General features: G+C 67.0%; 19 protein-coding genes. 10 read left to right on the top strand and 9 right to left on the bottom strand.

Features of this window, described 5'->3' with window-relative positions:
• Window positions 1-38: 38 nt before the first annotated feature.
• The 5 genes from CFB52_RS03510 (at window position 39) to proC (ending at window position 5,718) form a co-directional block, all read left to right on the top strand.
• On the top strand, window positions 39-1,532 hold the full coding sequence (locus CFB52_RS03510; protein ID WP_099316084.1) for an FAD-linked oxidase C-terminal domain-containing protein: 1,494 nt from the start codon (window positions 39-41) through the stop codon (window positions 1,530-1,532).
• Window positions 1,533-1,715: 183 nt separating this feature from the next.
• On the top strand, window positions 1,716-2,804 hold the full coding sequence (gene glcE / locus CFB52_RS03505) for a glycolate oxidase subunit GlcE (protein WP_059574301.1): 1,089 nt from the start codon (window positions 1,716-1,718) through the stop codon (window positions 2,802-2,804).
• 7 nt (window positions 2,805-2,811) lie between these two features.
• Window positions 2,812-4,038 carry a glycolate oxidase subunit GlcF gene (gene glcF, locus CFB52_RS03500; RefSeq protein WP_099316083.1) on the top strand — a complete coding sequence of 409 codons (1,227 nt, stop codon included), beginning with the start codon at window positions 2,812-2,814 and terminating at the stop codon, window positions 4,036-4,038.
• Window positions 4,039-4,153: 115 nt separating this feature from the next.
• A complete protein-coding gene (locus tag CFB52_RS03495; protein WP_099316082.1) occupies window positions 4,154-4,852 on the top strand; it encodes a YggS family pyridoxal phosphate-dependent enzyme in 699 nt (232 codons plus the stop codon).
• A 53-nt stretch (window positions 4,853-4,905) separates the two neighbouring features.
• Window positions 4,906-5,718: a pyrroline-5-carboxylate reductase gene (gene proC / locus CFB52_RS03490; RefSeq protein WP_099316081.1), complete on the top strand. Its 813-nt coding sequence runs from the start codon at window positions 4,906-4,908 to the stop codon at window positions 5,716-5,718.
• A gap of 105 nt (window positions 5,719-5,823) precedes the next feature.
• Here the strand turns inward: proC and ubiA are convergent, their stop codons facing one another.
• The 7 genes from ubiA to recG form a co-directional block, all read right to left on the bottom strand.
• Window positions 5,824-6,687: a 4-hydroxybenzoate octaprenyltransferase gene (gene ubiA, locus CFB52_RS03485; RefSeq protein ID WP_099316080.1), complete on the bottom strand. Its 864-nt coding sequence runs from the start codon at window positions 6,685-6,687 to the stop codon at window positions 5,824-5,826.
• A gap of 207 nt (window positions 6,688-6,894) precedes the next feature.
• Window positions 6,895-7,383 (bottom strand): non-specific DNA-binding protein DpsA, encoded by a 489-nt coding sequence (gene dpsA / locus CFB52_RS03480; protein WP_059574306.1) that lies wholly within the window; start codon window positions 7,381-7,383, stop codon window positions 6,895-6,897.
• 120 nt (window positions 7,384-7,503) lie between these two features.
• Window positions 7,504-7,674: a hypothetical protein gene (locus CFB52_RS34525; protein WP_167351603.1), complete on the bottom strand. Its 171-nt coding sequence runs from the start codon at window positions 7,672-7,674 to the stop codon at window positions 7,504-7,506.
• Window positions 7,675-7,784: 110 nt separating this feature from the next.
• On the bottom strand, window positions 7,785-9,971 hold the full coding sequence (gene katG, locus CFB52_RS03475) for a catalase/peroxidase HPI (RefSeq protein WP_060312681.1): 2,187 nt from the start codon (window positions 9,969-9,971) through the stop codon (window positions 7,785-7,787).
• Between the two features lie 101 nt (window positions 9,972-10,072).
• Window positions 10,073-10,201, bottom strand: a complete 129-nt coding sequence (locus CFB52_RS34970) for a hypothetical protein (protein ID WP_257219934.1) — start codon at window positions 10,199-10,201, stop codon at window positions 10,073-10,075.
• 394 nt (window positions 10,202-10,595) lie between these two features.
• On the bottom strand, window positions 10,596-11,555 hold the full coding sequence (locus CFB52_RS03470) for a LysR substrate-binding domain-containing protein (protein WP_006754461.1): 960 nt from the start codon (window positions 11,553-11,555) through the stop codon (window positions 10,596-10,598).
• 126 nt (window positions 11,556-11,681) lie between these two features.
• The gene (gene recG, locus CFB52_RS03465) at window positions 11,682-13,997 is read right to left on the bottom strand and encodes an ATP-dependent DNA helicase RecG (RefSeq protein WP_099316079.1); all 2,316 of its coding nucleotides are present in this window, start codon (window positions 13,995-13,997) and stop codon (window positions 11,682-11,684) included.
• A 167-nt stretch (window positions 13,998-14,164) separates the two neighbouring features.
• On the opposite strand from recG, the gene queA reads away from it, so the two are divergent.
• Window positions 14,165-15,232 carry a tRNA preQ1(34) S-adenosylmethionine ribosyltransferase-isomerase QueA gene (queA, locus tag CFB52_RS03460; protein ID WP_059581187.1) on the top strand — a complete coding sequence of 356 codons (1,068 nt, stop codon included), beginning with the start codon at window positions 14,165-14,167 and terminating at the stop codon, window positions 15,230-15,232.
• Between the two features lie 197 nt (window positions 15,233-15,429).
• A complete protein-coding gene (gene tgt, locus CFB52_RS03455; RefSeq protein ID WP_059581185.1) occupies window positions 15,430-16,629 on the top strand; it encodes a tRNA guanosine(34) transglycosylase Tgt in 1,200 nt (399 codons plus the stop codon).
• Window positions 16,630-16,921: 292 nt separating this feature from the next.
• Here tgt and CFB52_RS03450 read toward each other — a convergent pair whose 3' ends face one another.
• Together CFB52_RS03450 and CFB52_RS34110 are read right to left on the bottom strand one after the other, a co-directional pair.
• The gene (locus CFB52_RS03450; RefSeq protein WP_124658309.1) at window positions 16,922-17,260 is read right to left on the bottom strand and encodes a hypothetical protein; all 339 of its coding nucleotides are present in this window, start codon (window positions 17,258-17,260) and stop codon (window positions 16,922-16,924) included.
• On the bottom strand, window positions 17,250-17,810 hold the full coding sequence (locus CFB52_RS34110; protein ID WP_124658310.1) for a hypothetical protein: 561 nt from the start codon (window positions 17,808-17,810) through the stop codon (window positions 17,250-17,252). The genes CFB52_RS03450 and CFB52_RS34110 overlap by 11 nt, the downstream gene beginning before the upstream one ends.
• 593 nt (window positions 17,811-18,403) lie before the next feature.
• Here CFB52_RS34110 and yajC point away from each other — a divergent pair.
• From yajC to secF, 3 genes are all read left to right on the top strand, one after another.
• A complete protein-coding gene (yajC, locus tag CFB52_RS03440; RefSeq protein WP_006476868.1) occupies window positions 18,404-18,727 on the top strand; it encodes a preprotein translocase subunit YajC in 324 nt (107 codons plus the stop codon).
• Window positions 18,728-18,833: 106 nt separating this feature from the next.
• Window positions 18,834-20,852, top strand: coding sequence for a protein translocase subunit SecD (gene secD / locus CFB52_RS03435; RefSeq protein WP_059581177.1), 2,019 nt, complete (start codon window positions 18,834-18,836; stop codon window positions 20,850-20,852).
• 18 nt (window positions 20,853-20,870) lie between these two features.
• Complete coding sequence (gene secF, locus CFB52_RS03430) at window positions 20,871-21,821, top strand: protein translocase subunit SecF (RefSeq protein ID WP_059581175.1); 951 nt, start codon at window positions 20,871-20,873, stop codon at window positions 21,819-21,821.
• Window positions 21,822-21,900 lie beyond the last annotated feature (79 nt).

Genomic DNA, 21,900 nt, shown 5'->3' with positions numbered 1-21,900 from the left:
CACGGCGGCGCGACGTCGCGCCCCACGCAGGAGACCCCATGAACGCTCCCGTCGAACTGTCGAGCGCCGCCCGCGCGCAGCGCCAGCGCGAAATCGTGCAGGCGCTGATGGCCGTGCTGCCGACCCACTGCCTGCTGTACCGCGACGAGGACACGGCGCCGTACGAATGCGACGGCCTGTCCGCCTACCGCCGGCTGCCGCTCGCGGTCGCGCTGCCGGAGACGGAGTCGCAGGTGCAGCGGATCGTGCAGATCTGCCGCCGCATGGAAGTGCCGATCGTGCCGCGCGGCGCCGGCACGAGCCTGTCGGGCGGCGCGCTGCCGATCGCGCTCGGCGTCGTGCTGTCGCTCGCGCGCTTCACGCGTATCGTCGAAGTGGACCCGTACGCGCGCACGGCGATCGTGCAGCCAGGCGTGCGCAATCTCGCGATCTCGGAAGCGGCCGCGCCGTACGGCCTGTATTACGCACCCGATCCGTCGTCGCAGATCGCCTGCACGATCGGCGGCAACGTCGCGGAAAATTCCGGCGGCGTCCATTGCCTGAAATACGGGCTGACCGTGCACAACGTGATGCGCGTGCGCGCGGTGACGATCGACGGCGAGATCGTCGAATTCGGCTCGCTCGCGCTCGACATGCCGGGCCTCGACCTGCTCGCGGTGATGATCGGCAGCGAAGGGATGTTCGCGATCGTCACCGAGGTCACGGTGCGGCTGATCCCGAAGCCGCAGACCGCGCAGCTCGTGATGGCGAGCTTCGACGACGTGGTGAAAGGCGGCGAGGCAGTGGCTGCGATCATCGCGTCGGGCATCATCCCGGCCGGGCTCGAGATGATGGACAAGCCGGCCACGCAGGCCGTCGAGGCGTTCACGCACGCGGGCTACGACCTCGACGCGAAGGCGATCCTGCTGTGCGAATCGGACGGCACGCCGGAAGAAGTCGCCGAGGAAATCGTGCGGATGACGGCCGTGCTGCGCGAGCACGGCGCGACGCGCATCCAGGTGTCGCGCAACGAACACGAGCGGCTGCGCTTCTGGTCCGGCCGCAAGAACGCGTTCCCGGCCGCCGGCCGTATTTCCGCCGATTACTACTGCATGGACGGCACCGTGCCGCGCCGCGCGATCGGCCCGCTGCTCGCGCGCATCGAGCACCTCGAGACGCGCTACGGGCTGCGCTGCATCAACGTGTTCCATGCCGGCGACGGCAACATGCATCCGCTGATCCTGTACAACGCGAACGATCCGGACGAACTGCACCGCGCCGAGCAGTTCGGCGCGGAAATCCTCGAATGCTGCGTGGAATTCGGCGGCAGCGTGACGGGCGAGCACGGTGTCGGCATCGAAAAACTCAATTCGATGTGCGTGCAGTTCTCGCCGCAGGAGCGCGACGCGTTCTTCGCGGTCAAGCGCGCGTTCGATCCGGCCGGGCTGCTGAACCCGGACAAGGGCATCCCCACCCGCGCGCGCTGCGCCGAATATGGCCGCCAGCACGTGCGCGGCGGGCTGCTGCCACACCCCGACCTGCCGCGCTTCTGAGCGGCGTGCGGGCCGCGGCGCGCATCGGCGGCCGCGGTACGGGGCTCTGCCGTACCCGCTCGGCGCGTTTGCGCGCCGGCGCCGGCGTGCCGCAACCGCGATGGGGCTTAGGGATAGTCGCGATGTGCAATCGCGCCACCCCGGTACAATCGACCGGACAACGAGACGAGAAAGCAACGGAACATGGAAGAGGACGACATCGTCGCCGGATGGGCCGAGCGCATCCGCGCCGCCAGTGCCGACGGCCGGCCGCTGCGGATTCGCGGCGGCGGCACCAAGGACTGGTACGGCCAGGCGCTCGAGGGCGAAATACTCGACACGCGTGCGTTTCAGGGCATCGTGTCGTACGACCCGGCCGAACTCGTCGTCACGGTCCGCGCGGGCACGCCGCTCGCGCAGCTTGAAACCGTCCTCGCCGAGTGCGGCCAGATGCTGCCGTTCGAGCCGCCGCATTTCGGCCGCGCGGCCACCGTCGGCGGCTGCGTCGCGGCCGGGCTCGCGGGCCCGCGCCGCGCCACCTGCGGCGCCCCGCGCGATTTCGTGCTCGGCGTCACGCTGATGAACGGCCGCGGCGACATGCTGCGCTTCGGCGGGCAGGTCGTGAAGAACGTCGCCGGCTACGACGTGTCGCGGCTGATGGCCGGCGCGCTCGGCACGCTCGGGCTGATGCTCGACCTGTCGATCAAGGTGCTGCCGATGCCCGTCGCCGAAGTCACGCTGAAGTTCGAGATGACCGCGACCGACGCGGTGCGCAAGCTCAACGAATGGGGCGGCCATCCGCTGCCCGTGAGCGCGAGCGCGTGGCGCAACGGCACGCTCGTGCTGCGCCTGTCGGGCGCGGAAGCCGCGGTGAAATCCGCGAAAACGCTGCTCGGCGGCGAGGTCGTCGACGCGGTCGAGGCCGAGCGCTTCTGGTCCGGCGTGCGCGAACACACCGATCCGTTCTTCAACGGCATCCCGCCCGGCTATGCGCTGTGGCGCCTGTCGCTGCCGTCGATCACCGAACCGATGCACCTGCCCGGCACCCAGTTGATGGAATGGGGCGGCGCGCAGCGCTGGTGGATCACCGACGCCGACGCGCAAACCGTGCGCATGAGCGCGAAGCAGGCCGGCGGCCATGCGACGCTGTTCCGCGCGGGCGACACCTACGACCGCAGCGCGGGCGTGTTCACGCCGCTGCCCGCGCCGATGATGAAGATCCACCGCGGGCTGAAGAGCGCGTTCGATCCCGCGCGCATCTTCAATCGCGGCCGGCTTTACCCTGAACTCTGAGGGCTGGATGCAAACGAACCTCGCCGATTTCATCCGCAACACGCCCGACGGCGACGAGGCCGACGCGATCCTGCGCAAGTGCGTGCACTGCGGGTTCTGCACCGCGACCTGCCCGACCTATCAACTGCTCGGCGACGAACTCGACGGCCCGCGCGGCCGCATCTACCTGATCAAGCAGATGGTCGAGGGCGCCGCCGTCACGCGCAGCACGCAACAGCATCTCGACCGCTGCCTCACGTGCCGCAGTTGCGAGACGACCTGCCCGTCCGGCGTTCAGTACGGCCGGCTCGTCGAGATCGGGCGCAAGCACGTCGAGGCGCAGGTGCAGCGCCCCGCGCAGCAGCGACTGATGCGCCGCGTGCTCGCGAGCGTCGTGCCGAACGCGGCGCTGTTCTCGCCGGTGATGCGGCTCGGCCAGCACGTGCGGCCGCTGCTGCCGAAGCGGCTGCGCGACAAGGTGCCGCCGCGCACGCGGCTGCTCGAATGGCCGCACCGCACGCATACGCGCAAGATGCTGATGCTCGGCGGCTGCGTGCAGCCGTCGATGCTGCCGAACATCAACATCGCGACCGCACGCGTGCTCGACGCGCTCGGCATCGAGACGGTCGTCGCGCCCGACGCGGGCTGCTGCGGCGCGATTCGCCTGCACCTGAACTATCACGACGAGGCGCTCGACGATGCGCGCCGCAACATCGACGCGTGGTGGCCGCACGTCGAACAGGGCGTCGAGGCGATCGTGATGAACGCGTCGGGCTGCGGCGCGACGGTGCTCGAATACGCGCACCTGCTGCGCGACGATCCGGCCTACGCGGAGAAGGCCCGGCGCATCGTGTCGCTGACCCGCGACATCTCCGACGTGCTGCTCGCGTTCGAGGCCGAGCTCGCGACGATCGCGCGGCGCCGCGCGATCCATACGGTCGCCTACCACCCGCCATGCACGCTGCAGCACGGCCAGCAGTCGCGCGGCAAGGTCGAGCGCCTGCTGGAGACGCTCGGCATCGACGTGCGGCTGCCGGCCGACAGCCACCTGTGCTGCGGCTCGGCCGGTACCTACTCGCTGACGCAGCCGTCGCTGTCGTACCGGTTGCGCAAGCAGAAGCTGCTGAAGCTGCAAGCGCTCGAGCCGCAGATGATCGTGTCCGGCAACATCGGCTGCATCGCGCATCTGCAAAGCGGCACGCAGGTGCCGGTCGCCCACTGGGTCCAGCTCGTCGAGCATCTGCTGTACGGTTAGGGCCTGTTCACGCGCGCGCCGTCCGTATAATGAGCGGATCGATGCGCGGCGCGTCGCCGCGCATCGGCTTCATACCCGCTTCCGTGCTGCCTCCGTGCCCGCTTTCGTGCCCGTCATGTCCGATCTCGCCGCCCGTCTCGACTCCGTTCACCGCCGCATCGCCGACGCCGCCCGCGCGGCCGGCCGCGACCCCGCCACCGTCTCGCTGCTCGCCGTGTCGAAGACGTTTCCGGCCGACGACGTGCGCGCCGCGCATGCGGCCGGGCAGCGCGCGTTCGGCGAAAACTACGTGCAGGAGTCGATCGACAAGATCGACGCGCTCGCCGACCTGCGCGCGAGCCTCGAATGGCATTTCATCGGGCCGCTGCAATCGAACAAGACGCGCCCCGTCGCCGAGCGCTTCGACTGGGTCCATTCGGTCGACCGGCTGAAAATCGCCCAGCGCCTGTCCGAGCAGCGCCCCGCCCACCTGCCGCCGCTCAACGTGTGCGTGCAGGTGAACATCAGCGGCGAGGCGTCGAAGAGCGGCGTCGCGCCGGCCGACGTGGCGGAGGTGGCGCGGGCGGTCGCCGCGCTGCCGTCCCTGCGGCTGCGCGGCCTGATGGCGATTCCCGAACCGGCCGGCGACACCGCCGCGCAACGCGCGCCGCATCGCGCGCTGCGCGCGCTGTTCGACGCGTTGCGCGCCGACGGCCTGCCGCTCGACACGCTGTCGATGGGCATGTCCGCCGATATCGAGGCGGCTGTGCTCGAGGGCGCGACGATCGTGCGCATCGGCACCGCGATCTTCGGCGCGCGCGATTACGCGCACTGAACGCCGCGCCCTTTTCCGCCTTTCCGTTCATTCACTCGCTCATTCCCGACATCATGAAAATCGCATTCATCGGCGGCGGCAACATGGCCGCGGCCCTGATCGGCGGCCTGATCAAGCGCGGCGTCGCCGCGGACGGCCTGTATGCCATCGACATCAACGACGACGTCCGCGCGCGCGCGGCGCAGCAATTCGGCGTGCGCACCGGCGCGGCGATCGACGCGACGCTCGCCGACTACGACGCGATCGTGCTCGCGGTGAAGCCGCAGGTGCTGCACGACGTCGCGCAGGCGCTCGCGCCGCACCTGAAATCGCAGCTCGTGATCAGCATCGCGGCCGGCATCCGCGGCACGGATCTCGCCCGCTGGCTCGGCGGCTACGCGCGCGTCGTGCGCACGATGCCGAACACGCCCGCGCTGGTCGGCATGGGCGTCACGGGCCTGGCCGCGCTGCCGGGCGTCGACGCCGCGGGCCGCGAACTCGCATCGACCGTGCTCGGCGCGGTCGGCGAGATCGTATGGTTCGACGACGAATCGCAGCTCGACGCGGTCACCGCGATTTCGGGCAGCGGCCCCGCGTACGTGTTCTATTTCATCGAAGCGCTGCAGGAAGCCGCGCGCCGCCTCGGCATGAACGACGAGCAGGGCCGTGCGCTCGCGGTCGCGACGTTCACCGGCGCCGCGCAGCTCGCCGCGCAGTCGGGCGAACCGGCGAGCGTGCTGCGCGAACGCGTGACGTCGAAAGGCGGCACGACGGCCGCCGCGCTCGCGGCGTTCGACGCGCAGGGCGTGAAGGAAGCGATCGTGCGCGGCGCGCTCGCGGCCGAAGCGCGCGCGAAGGAAATGGGCGACGAGCTCGGCCGCGCGTAAGCGCAACAGCGGCGCCGGTTTTGCCGGCGCTGGACGTAAAAAGAGCGGCCCGACGGTCGCTTTTTTTACGTCCAGCGTTGCGTGCAAAGACACGCGCAGCGTCGTTCAATGACCGGCCAGCGCGTACTGCACGGCAATGCCCGCGAACAACACGCCGCCGAGCCAGTTGTTGTGGCGGAACGCCGCGAAGCACGGCATCCGTTCGCGATCCTTGATCAGCGTGTAGTGATACAGCGCGCAGCCGACCGCCGCCGCCCAGCCCGCCCAGTACGCGAGGCCGAAACCCAGCGTCACGCCGATCCACACGTAGATGCCGAGCGTCACCGCGTAACACAGCATGACTGCCGCGACGTCGAAGCGGCCGAACGTCAGCGCCGACGTGCGGATGCCGATCTTGATGTCGTCGTCGCGGTCGACCATCGCATATTCGGTGTCGTACGCGACCGACCAGAAGATGTTCGCGACCAGCATCACCCAGGCCAGTACCGGCACCGTGTCCTGCACCGCCGCGAACGCCATCGGGATGCCGAAGCCGAACGCGATGCCCAGATACGCCTGCGGAATCGCGAAGAAGCGTTTCATGAACGGATAGGAACCGGCGACGAACAGCGCGACGACCGACAGTTCCTTCGTCAGCGTATTGAGCGGCTGGATCAGCAGGAACGCGATGAACGACAGCCCGACCGCGATCGCGACGGCTTCCCACGCCCGGATCTTGCCCGACGTCAGCGGCCGGTCGGCCGTGCGCTTCACGTGGCGGTCGAAATCGCGGTCGGCGTAGTCGTTCATCGCGCAGCCGGCGGAGCGCATCAGCAGCGTGCCGAGCACGAAGATTACGAGCAGCGGCCAGCGCGGGTGGCCGTCCGATGCGATCCACAGCGCGTTGAGCGTCGGCCACAGCAGCAGCAGGCTGCCGATCGGCTTGTCCATCCGGACGAGCCGCAGATACAGGGGGAAGCGGGCAAGCATGGTGAAGCACCGGGAAGGGAATCCCGGCATTTTAGAGCCGAGCGGTGCTCCGCGTCATGTCGGCGCGACCCGCGGCCAGCGGCCTAGGCGGGCCGGCTGGCCGCCGAGGCCCGCCGCGCGTGGCCACACGGTCGCACGCATCGATCAGGGGACAGATTCGAGACCGGCCGGCATCGGGCCGGCCTGAAGTCCGCGGCAGCGCGAAGCTTACGCGAGCAGCGACCGCAGCATCCATGCGGTCTTTTCATGCGTCTGCAGACGCTGGGTCAGCAGGTCGGCGGTCGGCTCGTCGCTCGCCGCGTCGGCGATCGGGAAGATCTCGCGCGCGGTGCGCACGACCGCCTCGTGCCCTTCGACGAGCTGGCGGATCATGTCCTCGGCGGCCGGCACGCCCTTCGCTTCGGGCACCGACGACAGTTTCGCGAAATCGGCGAACGTGCCGGGCGCGACGACGCCCAGCGTGCGAATGCGCTCGGCAACGGAATCGACCGCGAGCCACAGTTCGTTGTACTGCTCCTCGAACATCAGGTGCAGCGTGTTGAACATCGGTCCGGTCACGTTCCAGTGGAAATTGTGGGTCTTCAGGTACAGCGTAAACGTATCGGCAAGCAGGCGCGACAGGCCGTCCGCGATGTTCTTGCGGTCCTTGTCGCTGATGCCGATGTTGATTTGCGTGGCGTTGCCTTTCTTGGCCATCTTCGAGACTCCTCATTCGAAATGTTGAACCGGCGAAAATGCGTCGAGCAAGCCGCATGCCGCGTCGCGCGGCATCCGTTCGCGACTCGCCAGTTTAACGTCGCGAAGGCGTCGCCGCACTCAACCGCCGGCGATCGACATGAACGGCCCGAGCGCGTGCAGCGCCTGCGAGACCAGTTCCGCCGCCCCGCCGACGACGATCGCGAAGCCGACGGCGTAACGCGCCAGCTCGACCGGCGATCGCAGAATGGGCGACGCCGCGGCGCGCACGTTGAGCATCATCTGGGTCATGGTCGTCACTCCTTCGACAAGACATCGTTCAGAGAAGAAACGGCCGGTCGTTCGACCGGCCGCTTCACGTTACTGCGTGACTGCATCACCGCATCAGGATGCGGCCGGGTTCACGCGAGATCGAAGCGGTCGAGGTTCATCACCTTGTTCCAGGCGGCGACGAAGTCGCGCACGAACTTCTCCTTCGCATCCGCGCTGCCGTACACCTCGGCCAGCGCGCGCAACTGCGAGTGCGAGCCGAAGATCAGGTCGACGCGCGTGCCCGTCCACTTGACCGCCCCCGTCGCACGGTCGCGCCCCTCGAACACGTCGTTCGCGCCCGACACCGGCTTCCACTCCGTACCCATGTCGAGCAGGTTCGCGAAGAAATCGTTCGTCAGCGTGCCCGGACGATCGGTGAACACGCCGTGCTTCGAGTCGCCGACGTTCGCGCCGAGCACGCGCAAGCCGCCGACGAGTACCGTCATCTCCGGCGCCGTCAACGTCAGCAGCTGCGCCTTGTCGACCAGCAGCGCCTCGGCCGGCGTCTTGTACGCGTGCTTCAGGTAGTTGCGGAACCCGTCCGCCACCGGCTCGAGCACGGCCATCGCGTCGACGTCGGTTTCTTCCTGCGACGCATCCATCCGGCCCGGCGCGAACGGCACCGTGATCGCGACACCCGCGTTCTTCGCGGCCTGCTCGACGCCGGCCGCGCCGGCCAGCACGATCAGGTCGGCCAGCGACACCTTCTTGCCGTCCGTCTGCGCATCGTTGAACGCCTTCTGCACGCCTTCGAGCGTTTCGAGCACCGCCGCGAGCGCCGCCGGCTGGTTCACTTCCCAGTCCTTCTGCGGCGCGAGACGAATGCGCGCGCCGTTCGCGCCGCCGCGCTTGTCCGAGCCGCGGAACGTCGCCGCCGACGCCCATGCGGTCGACACGAGCTGCGACACCGACAGGCCGGTGGCCAGCACCTTCGCCTTGAGCGCGGCGACGTCGGCGGCGTCGATCAGCGGGTGATCGACGGCCGGGATCGGGTCCTGCCACAGCAGGTGTTCCGCCGGCACGTCCGGGCCGAGATAGCGCGAGCGCGGGCCCATGTCGCGGTGCGTGAGCTTGAACCATGCGCGTGCGAACGCGTCGGCGAACTCGGCCGGGTTCTCGTAGAAGCGGCGCGAGATCTTTTCGTAGGCCGGGTCGAAACGCAGCGACAGGTCGGTCGTCAGCATCGTCGGGCGATGTTTCTTCGACGCGTCGTACGCATCGGGAATCACTTCGTCGGCATCCTTCGCGACCCACTGGTGCGCGCCGGCCGGGCTCTTCGTGAGCTCCCATTCGTAGCTGAACAGGTGTTTGAAGAAATCGTTGCTCCACTGCGTCGGCGTCGACGTCCACGTGACTTCGAGGCCGCTCGTGATCGTGTCCTTGCCCTTGCCCGTGCCGAAGGTGCTCTTCCAGCCGAGGCCCTGCTGCTCGATGCCCGCGGCTTCCGGCTCGGGGCCGACGTTCGACGCCGGGCCGGCGCCGTGCGTCTTGCCGAACGTGTGGCCGCCCGCGATCAGCGCGACCGTTTCCTCATCGTTCATCGCCATGCGCGCGAACGTCTCGCGGATGTCGTGCGCGGCGGCGACCGGGTCGGGGTTGCCGTCCGGGCCTTCCGGGTTCACGTAGATGAGGCCCATCTGCACCGCGGCGAGCGGGCTTTCGAGCTCGCGCTTGCCGGTGTAGCGGCTGTTCGGGCCGCCGCTCAGTTCCAGCCAGATCTTTTCCGAGCCCCAGTAGACGTCGTCCGGCTCCCACGTGTCGACGCGGCCGCCGGCATAGCCGAAGGTCTTGAAGCCCATCGATTCGAGCGCGACGTTGCCGGTCAGGATCAGCAGGTCGGCCCACGAGATGTTGCGGCCGTACTTCTGCTTGATCGGCCACAGCAGGCGGCGGGCCTTGTCGAGGCTGACGTTGTCCGGCCAGCTATTGAGCGGCGCGAAGCGCTGCTGCCCGCCGCCGGCGCCGCCGCGGCCGTCGGCCGTGCGGTAGGTGCCGGCGCTGTGCCACGCCATGCGCACGAACAGGCCGCCGTAGTGGCCGAAGTCGGCCGGCCACCAGTCCTGCGAGGTCGTCATCAGCGCGTGCAGGTCCTGCTTCACCGCGGCGAGATCCAGCTTCTTGAACGCTTCTGCGTAGTCGAAATCCGGGTCCATCGGATCGGACAGCGCCGAATGCCGGTGCAGGACGTTCAGGTTCAGCTGATTCGGCCACCAGTCCTTGTTCGTCGTGCCGCTGCCTGCGGTGTGGTTGAACGGGCACTTCGATTCGTTCGACATGCTTTTTCTCCTTTACTTGCTCGTAGGCCCCCACGTGCCGGGCGCGGTTCGTGGAGCATTGCGGGGGGTAAGAAACAGAACGGGCGGGTTCTCCTGTCGCGCTACCGGACGTCGTGCGCGGCCTTCCGCACGCGTTCCCGCTGTCGCGCGCCGCAGGCGGGGCGCTCGGGGAAGCGGCCGCCGGCTGCCGTCGTGCCGGCGAGGCGGGTGTTTTTTCCGGTATCGGACATGCGATGCTCCGTCATGGCTTGACGGCAGGTGAATCGGGGGAACACAAGACCGGCGCGGGGCGGCACTCATCCGCCATACACACGATCCGCCAGGTACGCGAATGCAATCGGACGCAGGCTGCGGACCGCCGCCCTGGCGCGATGCACGATTGTCCCGCGCGACGGGACGTTCCACTGCGCGTGCTGCAATACCGACCGCATGATGACATCCTCCTTTGACGCTTGCATTCAACGTGCATCCCGCACGTCGGCTCGATGCCGATCCATGGTGAGGATTCTATATAAATCTATCAATTATTTGAATTTAATAAATTTAATCTATTTGATAGGGAAAAATAAACGGGGTCGCACGACCCCGTTCATCACGCCGCCACACGCGCATGCAGAAGGCGCGTCAGTTCATCGTGGCCGGCATGTCGAGCTTCGCGACACCCGGCAGCTCGCACGCGGCAATTGCGTCGCTGATCGCGTCGATCGCCGGCATCCGCGTGAAGCTCTTGCGCCATACGAGCACGACGCGGCGGTCGGGCACCGGTTCGTTGAACGGCACGTACGACAACAGCTCGGCATCCGGGCCGTTCGCGCGCGGGCCGATCTCGGCGACCGACATCCGCGGCAGCACGGTGATGCCGACGCCGCTCGCGACCATGTGGCGGATCGTCTCGAGCGACGAGCCCTCGAAGGTCTTCTGGATGCCGTCGGCCGTCTGCGAGAAGCGCATCAGCTCCGGACACACGCCGAGCACGTGATCGCGGAAGCAGTGGCCGTTGCCGAGCAGCAGCATGGTTTCCTGCTTCAGGTCCTCGGCGTCGATTTCGTCGCGCTTCTCCCACGGATGGCCGGCCGGTAGCGCGACGACGAATGGCTCGTCGTACAGCGGGCGCACCATCAGGCCGGTTTCGGGGAACGGCAGCGCCATGATCGCGGCGTCGATTTCGCCCTGCTTCAGCAGTTCGAGCAGCTTCAGCGTGTAGTTCTCCTGCAGCATCAGCGGCATCTGCGGCACCCGCTGGATCATCTGCTTGACGAGCGTCGGCAGCAGGTACGGCCCGATCGTGTAGATCACGCCGAGGCGGAACGGGCCGACGAGCGGGTCCTTGCCCTGCTTCGCGATCTCCTTGATCGCGAAAGTCTGCTCGAGTACGCGCTGCGCCTGGGTGACGATCTGGTCGCCGATCGGCGTCACGCTCACTTCGCTCGCGCCGCGCTCGAAAATCTGCACGTTGAGCTCGTCTTCGAGCTTCTTGATCGCCACCGATAGCGTCGGCTGGCTCACGAAGCACGCTTCGGCCGCACGGCCGAAATGCCGCTCGCGCGCGACTGCGACGATGTATTTCAATTCAGTCAGCGTCATTGTGGGTCAATCAGAGATATACAGGCGATAGGTTTAATTTATACACCTGTTGGCACCGGTTCGCCAAGTTTCTCTGCATCGCGATGCGTCGATCGGTGGCGTTCGATCCGGCCCCGAGCCGGTGGATCAGGCCTTCAGGTACTGCTCGCGCGCGCCGAGCCAGCGCGCCAGATGCTGCGTGACGACCTCGGGATACGCGGCAATCAGCCGCGCCGCGGCCTCGCGGGCCGGCTCGATCAGCCAGCCGTCGGTCTCGAGGTTCGCGAAGCGCAGCATCGCCGCGCCCGACTGGCGCGCGCCGAGGAATTCGCCGGGCCCGCGGATTTCGAGGTCGCGCCGCGCGATCTCGAAGCCATCGGTCGTCTCGCGCATCGTCTTCAGCCGCTCGCGACCGGCGATCGACAGCGGCCCGGTGTACAGCAGCACGCACACCGACGCCGCGGTGCCGCGCCCGACACGGCCGCGCAACTGGTGCAGCTGCGCCAGGCCGAAGCGCTCCGCGTGCTCGATCACCATCAACGACGCGTTTGGCACGTCGACGCCGACCTCGATCACGGTCGTCGCGACCAGCAGCTGCACTTCGTTGCGCGTGAACGCGTCCATCACGGCCGCCTTGTCGGCCGGCGACAGCCGGCCATGCACGAGGCCGACCTTCAGTTCGGGGAGCGCGGCGGCGAGCGTCTCGTAGGTTTCGACGGCCGTCTGCAGCTGCAGCGTCTCGCTCTCCTCGATCAGCGGGCACACCCAGTACACCTGGCGCCCGGTCAGCGCGGCCTCGCGCACGCGGGCGATCACCTCGTCGCGCCGCGCGTCGCCGACGAGGCGCGTAAGCACGGGTGTGCGGCCGGGCGGCAGCTCGTCGATCGTCGACACCTCGAGGTCCGCGTAGTACGTCATCGCGAGCGTGCGCGGGATCGGCGTGGCCGACATCATCAACTGGTGCGGCTGAAAGTCGCGCGCGCCGTTGGCCGCATTCGCCGCCTTCGCGCGCAGCGCGAGACGCTGCTCGACGCCGAAACGGTGCTGCTCGTCGACGATCACGAGGCCGAGCCGCGCGAATTCGACCGTATCCTGGATGATCGCGTGCGTGCCGATCACGAGCTGCGCGGTGCCGAGCGCGGCCGCCTCGATCGCCGCGCGTTTCTCCTTCGCCTTCAGGCTGCCCGCCAGCCACGCGACCTTCACGCCGAGCGGCTCGAGCCACGCGCGCAGCTTGCGCGCGTGCTGCTCCGCGAGGATTTCGGTGGGCGCCATCAGCGCGGCCTGGTAGCCGGCGTCGATCGCCTGCGTGGCGGCCAGCGCGGCGACGACCGTCTTGCCGCTGCCGACGTCGCCCTGCAGCAGGCGTTGCATCGGGTGCGCGAGCGTGAGGTCGTGCGCGATTTCGTCGACGACGCGCGCCTGCGCGCCGGTCAGCGTGAACGGCAGCGCCGCGTAGAAACGCGTCGTCAGCGCATCGGCATCGGCCGCGCCGCGGCGCGGCATCGCGGGCGCGGCGCGCGTGCGGCGCTCCTCGTGCGCGCGCTTGAGCGACAGTTGCTGCGCGAGCAACTCCTCGAACTTGATGCGCGTCCACGCCGGATGCGAGCCGTCCATCAGCGCGGCTTCGTCGGAATCGACGCGCGGATGGTGCAGGATGCGCACCGCCTGCTCGAGCGTCGGCACGTCGAGCGGCTTCAGGTAATCGCGCTGGATCTCCGGCGGCAGCAGTTCGGGCAGCGGCGTGCGCTCGACCGCGTTCTCGATCGCCTTGCGCAAGTACGCCTGCGATACGCCGGCCGTGCTCGGGTAGACGGGCGTGAGCACCTGCGGCAGCGGCGCGTCGGCTTCGACGACGCGCACGGCCGGATGCACCATCTCCATCCCGAAAAAGCCGCCGCGCACGTCGCCGCGCACGCGCAGCCGCTGGCCGACGGCCATCTGCTTGACCTGCGACCCGTAGAAATTCAGGAAGCGCAGCACGAGCTGCTCGCCGTCGTCGTCCTGGATCTTCACGACCAGCTGGCGGCGCGGCCGGTAGGCGACCTCGTTGTCGAACACGACGCCTTCGGTCTGCGCGATGCCGCCCGGCAACAGCTCGCCGATCGGCGTGAGCGTGGTTTCATCCTCGTAGCGCATCGGCAGATGCAGCACGAGATCGATCGAACGCGTGAGGCCGAGCTTCGCGAGCTTGTCGGCGGTTTTCACCGGCTTGTCGGCGGCCGGCTTCTTCTTGCGCTTCGCGCCGGCCGCGCCTGCTTCGTCGCTCGCGGCGGCGGCGCCGTCGGCCTCGGGCGCGGCCGCCGCGGGCTGCGCGAGCCGGCCGTCGGCGCCGCGCTTCGGGCCGGCGCGGCGCGCGCCGGGGCCCGCTGCGGGCGGCGCTAACGAGGCGGCATCGTCCGCGTCGAACGGATCGGCGGAATCGGCAACGGCAGCGGGGGAACGGCGTGGTGACACGGGCATCGGATCGTCTGGGTGCTTCGCAAGGCAAGTACAATAGCGGCTTTCACGTCGTCCGAACGAACGACGCCGGCCAGGCCGCGCATCCCGTCATCATAGCGGCTCGCGCGCCCCGATCACGCGTTTCCGCCCTGCCGGCGACGCCCGCCGGCCGCTTCGAACCAGCCCGCATGTTCACGCTTTCCGATTTCGATTTCAATCTGCCGCCCGAGCTGATTGCACAAACCGCGCTGCCCGACCGCACCGCGAGCCGCCTGCTCGAGGTCGACGGCACCGTCGAGCCCGCCCGCCTCGTCGACCGCCATTTCACCGAGTTGCCGGCGTGCATCGCGCCCGGCGACCTGCTCGTGTTCAACGATACCAAGGTGCTGAAGGCGCGTTTCTTCGGCCAGAAGGCCAGCGGCGGCAGGATCGAGGTGCTGATCGAGCGCGTGACGGGCACGCACACGGCGCTCGCGCAGATCCGCGCGAGCAAGTCGCCGGGCGCCGGCACGACGCTGCGTCTGGCCGATGCGTTCGACGTGACGGTCGGCGAGCGCGTCGAGCCGTTCTTCACGCTGCACTTTCCCGCGCCGTGCCTCGACCTGATCGAGCAATACGGCCGCCTGCCGCTGCCGCCGTATATCGAGCACGATCCCGACGCGACCGACGAAACGCGCTACCAGACGGTCTACGCGAGCAACCCGGGCGCGGTCGCTGCTCCTACGGCCGGCCTGCATTTCGACCAGCCCCTGCTGGAGAAGCTCGACGCGATGGGCGTCGAGCGCGCGACGCTCACGCTGCACGTCGGCGCCGGCACGTTCCAGCCGGTGCGCGTCGAGAACATCGCCGAGCACAAGATGCACAGCGAGTGGTACGACCTGCCGCAGTCGCTCGTCGACAAGATCGCCGCGACGCGTGCGCGCGGCGGCAACGTGATCGCGGTCGGCACGACGTCGATGCGCGCGCTCGAAGCCGCGGCGCGCTCGGCCGACGAAGCCGGCCGCGCGCTCGCGGCGACGCAGGCCGAGACCGACATCTTCATCACGCCCGGCTATCGTTTCCGCGTGGTCGACCGGCTCGTCACGAATTTCCATCTGCCGAAATCGACGCTGCTGATGCTGGTGTCCGCGTTCGCGGGCGTCGAGACGATCCGCGCCGCGTACCGGCACGCGATCGAAGAACGCTACCGGTTCTTCAGCTACGGCGACGCGATGCTGCTCACGCGGCGCGACACGCCGGAGGCGCCGGGCGCGTAAGCGCGGCGTGCGCGATCACGCACCGGCCTGCGATCGCCAGCAGCCGGTGCGTGCCGCGCGGTCGCGCCGCGCGCTGTTACCCCGTTTTCCCGCCGTACGCGCTACGATGGCGCGCACCCGCTTTCCCCGCCGCCGGCTGCCCGGCGGCGTTTCCAACATGCGCCGAACTGTTCTTCGGTGGCAAGGAGAATGACGCGATGACCGAAGGTTCATCCCACGATACGCACGCTCATCCGAGCGCCCCCGTGCAGGACCGCCCCGCCAACGGGCTCGAATTCGAACTGCTGACGACCGACGGCCACGCGCGCCGCGGCCGCGTGAAGCTCAACCACGGCACGGTCGAGACGCCGATCTTCATGCCGGTCGGCACGTACGGCACCGTGAAGGCGATCCAGCCGCGCGAGCTGCACGAGATCAAGGCCCAGATCATCCTGGGCAACACGTTCCACCTGTGGCTGCGCCCGGGCCTCGACACGATCGACGCGCACGGCGGCCTGCACGGCTTCATGGGCTGGAACAAGCCGATCCTGACCGACTCCGGCGGCTTCCAGGTGTTCTCGCTCGGCGACCTGCGCAAGATCACCGAGGACGGCGTCACGTTCGCGTCGCCGATCAACGGCGACAAGCTGTTCCTGTCGCCGGAAGTGTCGATGCAGATCCAGAAGGTGCTGAACTCGGACATCGTGATGCAGTTCGACGAATGCACGCCGTACGCGACCAACGGTGTGCCGACGACGCACAAGGAAGCGGCCGACTCGATGCGCATGTCGCTGCGCTGGGCGAAGCGCTCGCTCGACGAATTCAACCGGCTCGGCAACCCTAACGCGCTGTTCGGGATCGTCCAGGGCGGGATGTTCGAGGATCTGCGCGACGAATCGCTCGCGGGCCTCTCGGAACTCGGCTTCCACGGCCTCGCGATCGGCGGGCTGTCGGTGGGCGAGCCGAAGGAAGACATGATGCGCGTGCTGCGGCACGTGGGCCCGAAGCTGCCGGCCAGCAAGCCGCACTACCTGATGGGCGTCGGCACGCCGGAGGATCTGGTCGACGGCGTCGCGAACGGCATCGACATGTTCGACTGCGTGATGCCGACCCGCAACGCGCGCAACGGCTGGCTGTTCACGCGCTTCGGCGACGTGAAGATCCGCAACGCGACGCACAAGAACTCGCTGAAGCCGCTCGATTCGACCTGCACCTGCTACACGTGCCAGAACTTCTCGCGCGGCTACCTGCATCACCTGCACCGGGTCGGCGAAATCCTCGGCGCGCAGCTCAACACGATCCACAACCTGCACTACTACCTGCAACTGATGAGCGAGATCCGCGACGCGATCGAAACGCATACGTTCGACGCATTCCGGCAGCGCTTCGCGGAGGATCGGGCGAGAGGGGTCGACTGACGGTAAATTCGCACACGGCGCGCGCGATCTTCCATCACCATCGAGTTGCGCTTATGCCGAAAAGCCGGCCTGCCGCGTGCCGGGCACGCTCCCGTGTCACGCGGCCGGCCGAAGCCATGCCTCGAACGCCGCTCGATAGCAATCCGTGCCCCCGACATTCAGCCGGCCGATGAGTCGATGCGCACTCTTCTGCAGCACGCCGGAGTCGAGGTCCGCTTGTCGCCCTGACAAGTCAGTCCGCACCGCAACATGAAAAGCGCGCACAAGCGTCTCGTTCGCCATACATCCTTTTTTATAAGCTGATCCACTTCAGGAACTTCCCCCAGAGCCCTTGCTTGTCCCGCGGGTCTTCATCCTTTCGTCCCGACGAGATGTAGTCGAAAATAAAATCCGAGACACCCTCTATGGTTAGCGGAAAATCGTCCTCGATGAACACCGGGATATTAAAATGCTTGAACGTCATCGTTATGAACATCGTAATATCATCGTGATCAATTTTGAAATCGCCGAGAATATCCGTATCTTTTGATATCTCGCTCCGCTCAACAAACCCAATCTCCCTGACAAAAATATCAATCACCGTCTCGATGATCTCCTTTTTAGACGGCACCGGTCGAGCTTCAGCTTCCATATCTCGCGTCATACGCACACTTGCCAATAACCACTGCGTCGATCACCCCCAGAGCAATAGCACCATACCCGGAAGCGCGTCCAACAACTCCGAATACACGAATCGTACCCAGAGTTTTCCGGGCAAGTCTCGCCGCCATGGAGCCGGAAGGCAATACCAATCTCGGGAAAAATTTGAGACCCACACTACTGACAATATTCGTGTATTTACTGGCCCTTGGATGCACCATGTGTCCAAGAAGTTTTTTATGGATCGGCATTCCAGCCACACCCGTCAAAACAGCCGAGCCTGTTAGACCATAATGATCTTTCGCACACTCCCACAGATCCACCCCGAGGGACGCTTCCGGTTCAGGCAATTCAGACGACGGGGAAAATGACAATACCTCGTAGCCAACATGATTTTCGGCTGGTGCAACAACAATCGCGCCGACATTACCGGGATGCCGACTCAAATCGACGAACAAGCGAGACAGATCGGGGCGAAATCCATTGATTCGTTCACGATTTATTTCGTCGATGCCCTGAATCACGGCGGAACGAAGCGACATCTGCACCTCTACTGTCAATTATCCTGACATCACCGTAACCGAAATTCCATCTCGAAAATAGCGAGATCCCATTACGCGCCGATCCAGCCCGGTGGCGAGGGGCGAATCGCTCGCGGGCCTGTCGGAATGCCCGCCGCTACCCGTTGCCGGTCTGCTCGCGGTGAGGGCTGATCGAGTACGTCTCGAACGACATCGGCCTGTCCGACTGCACGATGCCGCCCGCCACGCGACACACCGGCATTCGCCGCGGCGAGTCGATGCAAGCCGTAGTACCGTCCGCGCAGCACGGCTCGCGCCCTGCGGTTCGTCGCCGCAATCGACCAAACGGTCGAGACCCATATGCTTGACGCGTTCCACATAACGTCGGCCGGCCGACCAGGTGGCCAGCAAGAATAGGACTAGTACTAAAAACGCGCCGACATCTATCAGTCCAGATCGCCAAACATTACAATTACCTTCCATATCAGTCGCAACGTCGCCGGCTCGCACTTTAAGCACTTGATCTCAAAGCGCATGTGTCGCTCCGTTGCGGCATGGGGCCGGTGGTAGAATGACCGGCTTATTTTTCGATCTTCCCCTACGGAGAGACCAACGTGCCGTTCATTTCCAATGCCTTCGCGCAAGGTGCCGGTGGCGCCGAATCGAGCCTGATGAGCTTCCTGCCGCTCATCCTGATGTTCGCGGTGCTGTACTTCATCATGATCCGTCCGCAGATGAAGCGCCAGAAGGAACACCGCAACATGCTCGCGGCCATGGCGAAGGGCGACGAAGTCGTCACGAGCGGCGGCCTCGTCGGCAAGGTGACGAAGGTCACCGAAGGCTACATCGGCGTCGAAATCGCCGAAGGCACCGAAATCACCGTGCAGAAGGCTGCCGTCACGACCATTCTGCCGAAGGGCACGATCAAGTCGCTGTAAGGCCTTCACCGAGCGTCCGGCTCCCCGCGCCGTGCCCGCCTGAGAGAGCGGGCCGCCGCGGCGCCGGACGCGACGCTTTCACGCCAACCACCCGTTCGGCCCCCTCATGAATCGTTATCCACTCTGGAAATATGTCGTGATGGTCGTGGCGCTCGCCATCGGCCTTCTGTACACATTGCCCAACTTCTTCGGCGAAGCGCCGGCGGTGCAGGTGTCGAGCGGCAAGGCCACGGTCAAGCTCGACTCGACCACGCTGACCCAGGTCGAATCGGCGCTCGCGTCCGCGCAGATCAAGCCGGACGACATCACCTTCGAGAACACGGCGACCAGCGCGAACATCCGCGTGCGCCTGAAGGACACCGATACGCAGCTGCGCGTCAAGGACCTGCTGCAGAAATCGCTGAACACCGACCCGAACGATCCGCAGTACGTCGTCGCGCTGAACCTGCAGAGCGCGTCGCCGCGCTGGCTGACCGCGCTGCACGCGCTGCCGATGTATCTCGGCCTCGACCTGCGCGGCGGTGTGCACTTCCTGCTCCAGGTCGACATGACGGGCGCGCTCACGAAGAAACTCGACTCCGACGCGTCCGACGCACGCGCGCTGCTGCGCGACAAGAACATCCGCGACGGCGGCGTGAGCCGCGTCGAGCAGTCCGTGGTCGTCAACTTCAGCGATGCGCAGACGGCGGAAGATGCCCGCAAGGTGCTCGCCGCGTCGATCACCGAGCTGCAATGGGCGACCCAGCCCGGCGGCGGCGGCACGCAGGTGGTCGGCACCTTCACGCCGGCCGTGCAGAAATCCGTCGAGGACGCCGCGCTCAAGCAGAACCTGACGACGCTGCACAACCGCGTCAACGAACTCGGCGTGTCCGAGCCGATCCTGCAACAGCAGGGCAGCGACCGCATCGTCGTCGAGCTGCCGGGCGTGCAGGACACCGCGAAGGCGAAGGACATCATCGGCCGCACCGCGACGCTCGAGGCGCGTCTTGCCGATCCGATCAACACGCACCCGAACCCGAACGACCCCGTGCCGCCGGGCGAGGAGCTGTTCACGCAGGGCAACCAGGCGCCCGTGCTGCTGAAGAAGGACGTGATCTTCACCGGCGACCGCATCATCGACGCATCGGCCGGCTTCGACGAACACCAGCGTCCGTCGGTCAACATCCGCCTCGATTCGGCGGGCGGCCGCGCGGTGCGCACGGTGTCGCGCGAGAACATCGGCAAGCCGATGGCGATGGTGCTGTTCGAGAAGGGCAAGGGCGAAGTGCTGACGGTCGCGACGATCCAGTCCGAACTCGGCGACCGCTTCCAGATCACGGGCCAGCCGACGCCGCAGGCCGCGGCCGATCTCGCGCTGCTGCTGCGCGCCGGTTCGCTCGCCGCGCCGATGGACATCATCGAGGAACGCACGATCGGCCCGAGCCTCGGCGCCGACAACATCAAGATGGGCATCCACTCGGTGATCTGGGGCTTCTGCGCGATTGCCGTGTTCATGATCGCGTACTACATGCTGTTCGGCGTGGTATCGGTGATCGGCCTGTCGGTGAACCTGCTGCTGCTCGTCGCCGTGCTGTCGCTGATGCAGGCGACGCTGACGCTGCCCGGTATCGCGGCAATCGCGCTCGCGCTCGGCATGGCGATCGACTCGAACGTGCTGATCAACGAGCGCGTGCGCGAAGAACTGCGCGCCGGCCAGCCGCCGCAGCTCGCGATCCAGGCCGGCTACGCGCACGCGTGGGCGACGATTCTCGATTCGAACGTCACGACGCTGATCGCCGGCCTCGCGCTGCTCGCGTTCGGCTCGGGCCCGGTTCGCGCGTTCGCGATCGTGCACTGCCTCGGCATCCTGACGTCGATGTTCTCCGCGGTGTTCTTCTCGCGCGGGATCGTCAACCTCTGGTACGGCGGCCGCAAGAAGCTGAAGTCGCTCGCGATCGGCCAGGTGTGGAAGCCGGAAGGCGCGGCCGCCGCGTCGTTCACCGACGCGGACGAATCGACCGACACCGCGCGCGCCGCGAAGCTCGCCGCCCCGGCGAAGGGCAATGCGCCGCGCGCCGGCAAGCCGCAGTTGCGCAACCGCGCGCAGCAAGGCGTGTCGCCGAAGAAACCGGGCTCGACCCAATAAGGCCCCGGAGACGAAGCCATGGAATTTTTCCGCATCCGTAAAGACATTCCGTTCATGCGGCACGCGCTGGTGTTCAACGTGATCTCGCTGGTCACGTTCCTCGCCGCCGTGTTCTTCCTGTTCCACCGCGGGCTGCACCTGTCCGTCGAATTCACCGGCGGTACGGTGATCGAGGTGCAGTACCAGCAGGCCGCGGAGCTCGAACCCGTGCGCGCGACGCTCGGCAAGCTCGGCTATGCCGACGCGCAGGTGCAGAACTTCGGCACGTCGCGCAACGTGCTGATCCGCCTGCAGTTGAAGGAAGGCCTCACGTCCGCGCAGCAGAGCGACCAGGTGATGGGCGCGCTGAAGGCGCAGAGCCCGGACGTCACGCTGCAGCGCGTCGAGTTCGTCGGTCCGCAGGTCGGCCGCGAGCTCGCGACCGACGGTCTGCTCGCGCTCGCGTGCGTCGTGATCGGCATCGTGATCTACCTGTCGTTCCGCTTCGAATGGAAGTACGCGGTGGCCGGCATCATCGCCAACCTGCACGACGTCGTGATCATTCTCGGCTTCTTCGCGTACTTCCAGTGGGAGTTCTCGCTGGCGGTGCTCGCGGCGATCCTCGCGGTGCTCGGCTACTCGGTCAACGAGTCGGTCGTCATCTTCGACCGGATCCGCGAGACGTTCCGCCGCGAACGCAAGATGAGCGTGCAGGAAGTGATCAACCACGCGATCACGACCACGATGTCGCGTACGATCATCACGCACACGTCGACGGAAATGATGGTGCTGTCGATGTTCTTCTTCGGCGGCCCGACGCTGCACTACTTCGCGCTCGCGCTGACGGTCGGCATCATGTTCGGCATCTACTCGTCGGTGTTCGTCGCGGGCTCGCTCGCGATGTGGCTCGGCATCAAGCGCGAAGACCTGATCAAGGAAAAGAAGACCGCGCACGATCCGGACGATCCGAACGCGGGCGCGCAGGTTTGAGCGCTGCGCGGTTTCGGCGGATATACGAAGGCCGGTCCTGTTGGACCGGCCTTTTTTCATGTGGGCGTCGCCGCCCTCT

This window comes from Burkholderia sp. AU18528 (assembly GCF_002223215.2).
Classification (GTDB): Bacteria; Pseudomonadota; Gammaproteobacteria; order Burkholderiales; family Burkholderiaceae; genus Burkholderia; species Burkholderia semiarida.
Note: the sequence above shows the minus strand (reverse complement) of the source record. Positions and strands in the feature narration are given on the sequence as shown.

Bases quoted from the DNA above. Each gene is read 5' to 3' on its own strand.
- CFB52_RS03510 (WP_099316084.1), top strand. From the start codon at position 39: ATGAACGCTCCCGTCGAACTGTCGAGCGCCGCCCGCGCGCAGCGCCAG.
- glcE (WP_059574301.1), top strand. From the start codon at position 1,716: ATGGAAGAGGACGACATCGTCGCCGGATGGGCCGAGCGCATCCGCGCC.
- glcF (WP_099316083.1), top strand. From the start codon at position 2,812: ATGCAAACGAACCTCGCCGATTTCATCCGCAACACGCCCGACGGCGAC.
- CFB52_RS03495 (WP_099316082.1), top strand. From the start codon at position 4,154: ATGTCCGATCTCGCCGCCCGTCTCGACTCCGTTCACCGCCGCATCGCC.
- proC (WP_099316081.1), top strand. From the start codon at position 4,906: ATGAAAATCGCATTCATCGGCGGCGGCAACATGGCCGCGGCCCTGATC.
- ubiA (WP_099316080.1), bottom strand. From the start codon at position 6,687: ATGCTTGCCCGCTTCCCCCTGTATCTGCGGCTCGTCCGGATGGACAAG.
- dpsA (WP_059574306.1), bottom strand. From the start codon at position 7,383: ATGGCCAAGAAAGGCAACGCCACGCAAATCAACATCGGCATCAGCGAC.
- CFB52_RS34525 (WP_167351603.1), bottom strand. From the start codon at position 7,674: ATGACCCAGATGATGCTCAACGTGCGCGCCGCGGCGTCGCCCATTCTG.
- katG (WP_060312681.1), bottom strand. From the start codon at position 9,971: ATGTCGAACGAATCGAAGTGCCCGTTCAACCACACCGCAGGCAGCGGC.
- CFB52_RS34970 (WP_257219934.1), bottom strand. From the start codon at position 10,201: ATGTCCGATACCGGAAAAAACACCCGCCTCGCCGGCACGACGGCAGCC.
- CFB52_RS03470 (WP_006754461.1), bottom strand. From the start codon at position 11,555: ATGACGCTGACTGAATTGAAATACATCGTCGCAGTCGCGCGCGAGCGG.
- recG (WP_099316079.1), bottom strand. From the start codon at position 13,997: ATGCCCGTGTCACCACGCCGTTCCCCCGCTGCCGTTGCCGATTCCGCC.
- queA (WP_059581187.1), top strand. From the start codon at position 14,165: ATGTTCACGCTTTCCGATTTCGATTTCAATCTGCCGCCCGAGCTGATT.
- tgt (WP_059581185.1), top strand. From the start codon at position 15,430: ATGACCGAAGGTTCATCCCACGATACGCACGCTCATCCGAGCGCCCCC.
- CFB52_RS03450 (WP_124658309.1), bottom strand. From the start codon at position 17,260: ATGGAAGCTGAAGCTCGACCGGTGCCGTCTAAAAAGGAGATCATCGAG.
- CFB52_RS34110 (WP_124658310.1), bottom strand. From the start codon at position 17,810: ATGTCGCTTCGTTCCGCCGTGATTCAGGGCATCGACGAAATAAATCGT.
- secD (WP_059581177.1), top strand. From the start codon at position 18,834: ATGAATCGTTATCCACTCTGGAAATATGTCGTGATGGTCGTGGCGCTC.
- secF (WP_059581175.1), top strand. From the start codon at position 20,871: ATGGAATTTTTCCGCATCCGTAAAGACATTCCGTTCATGCGGCACGCG.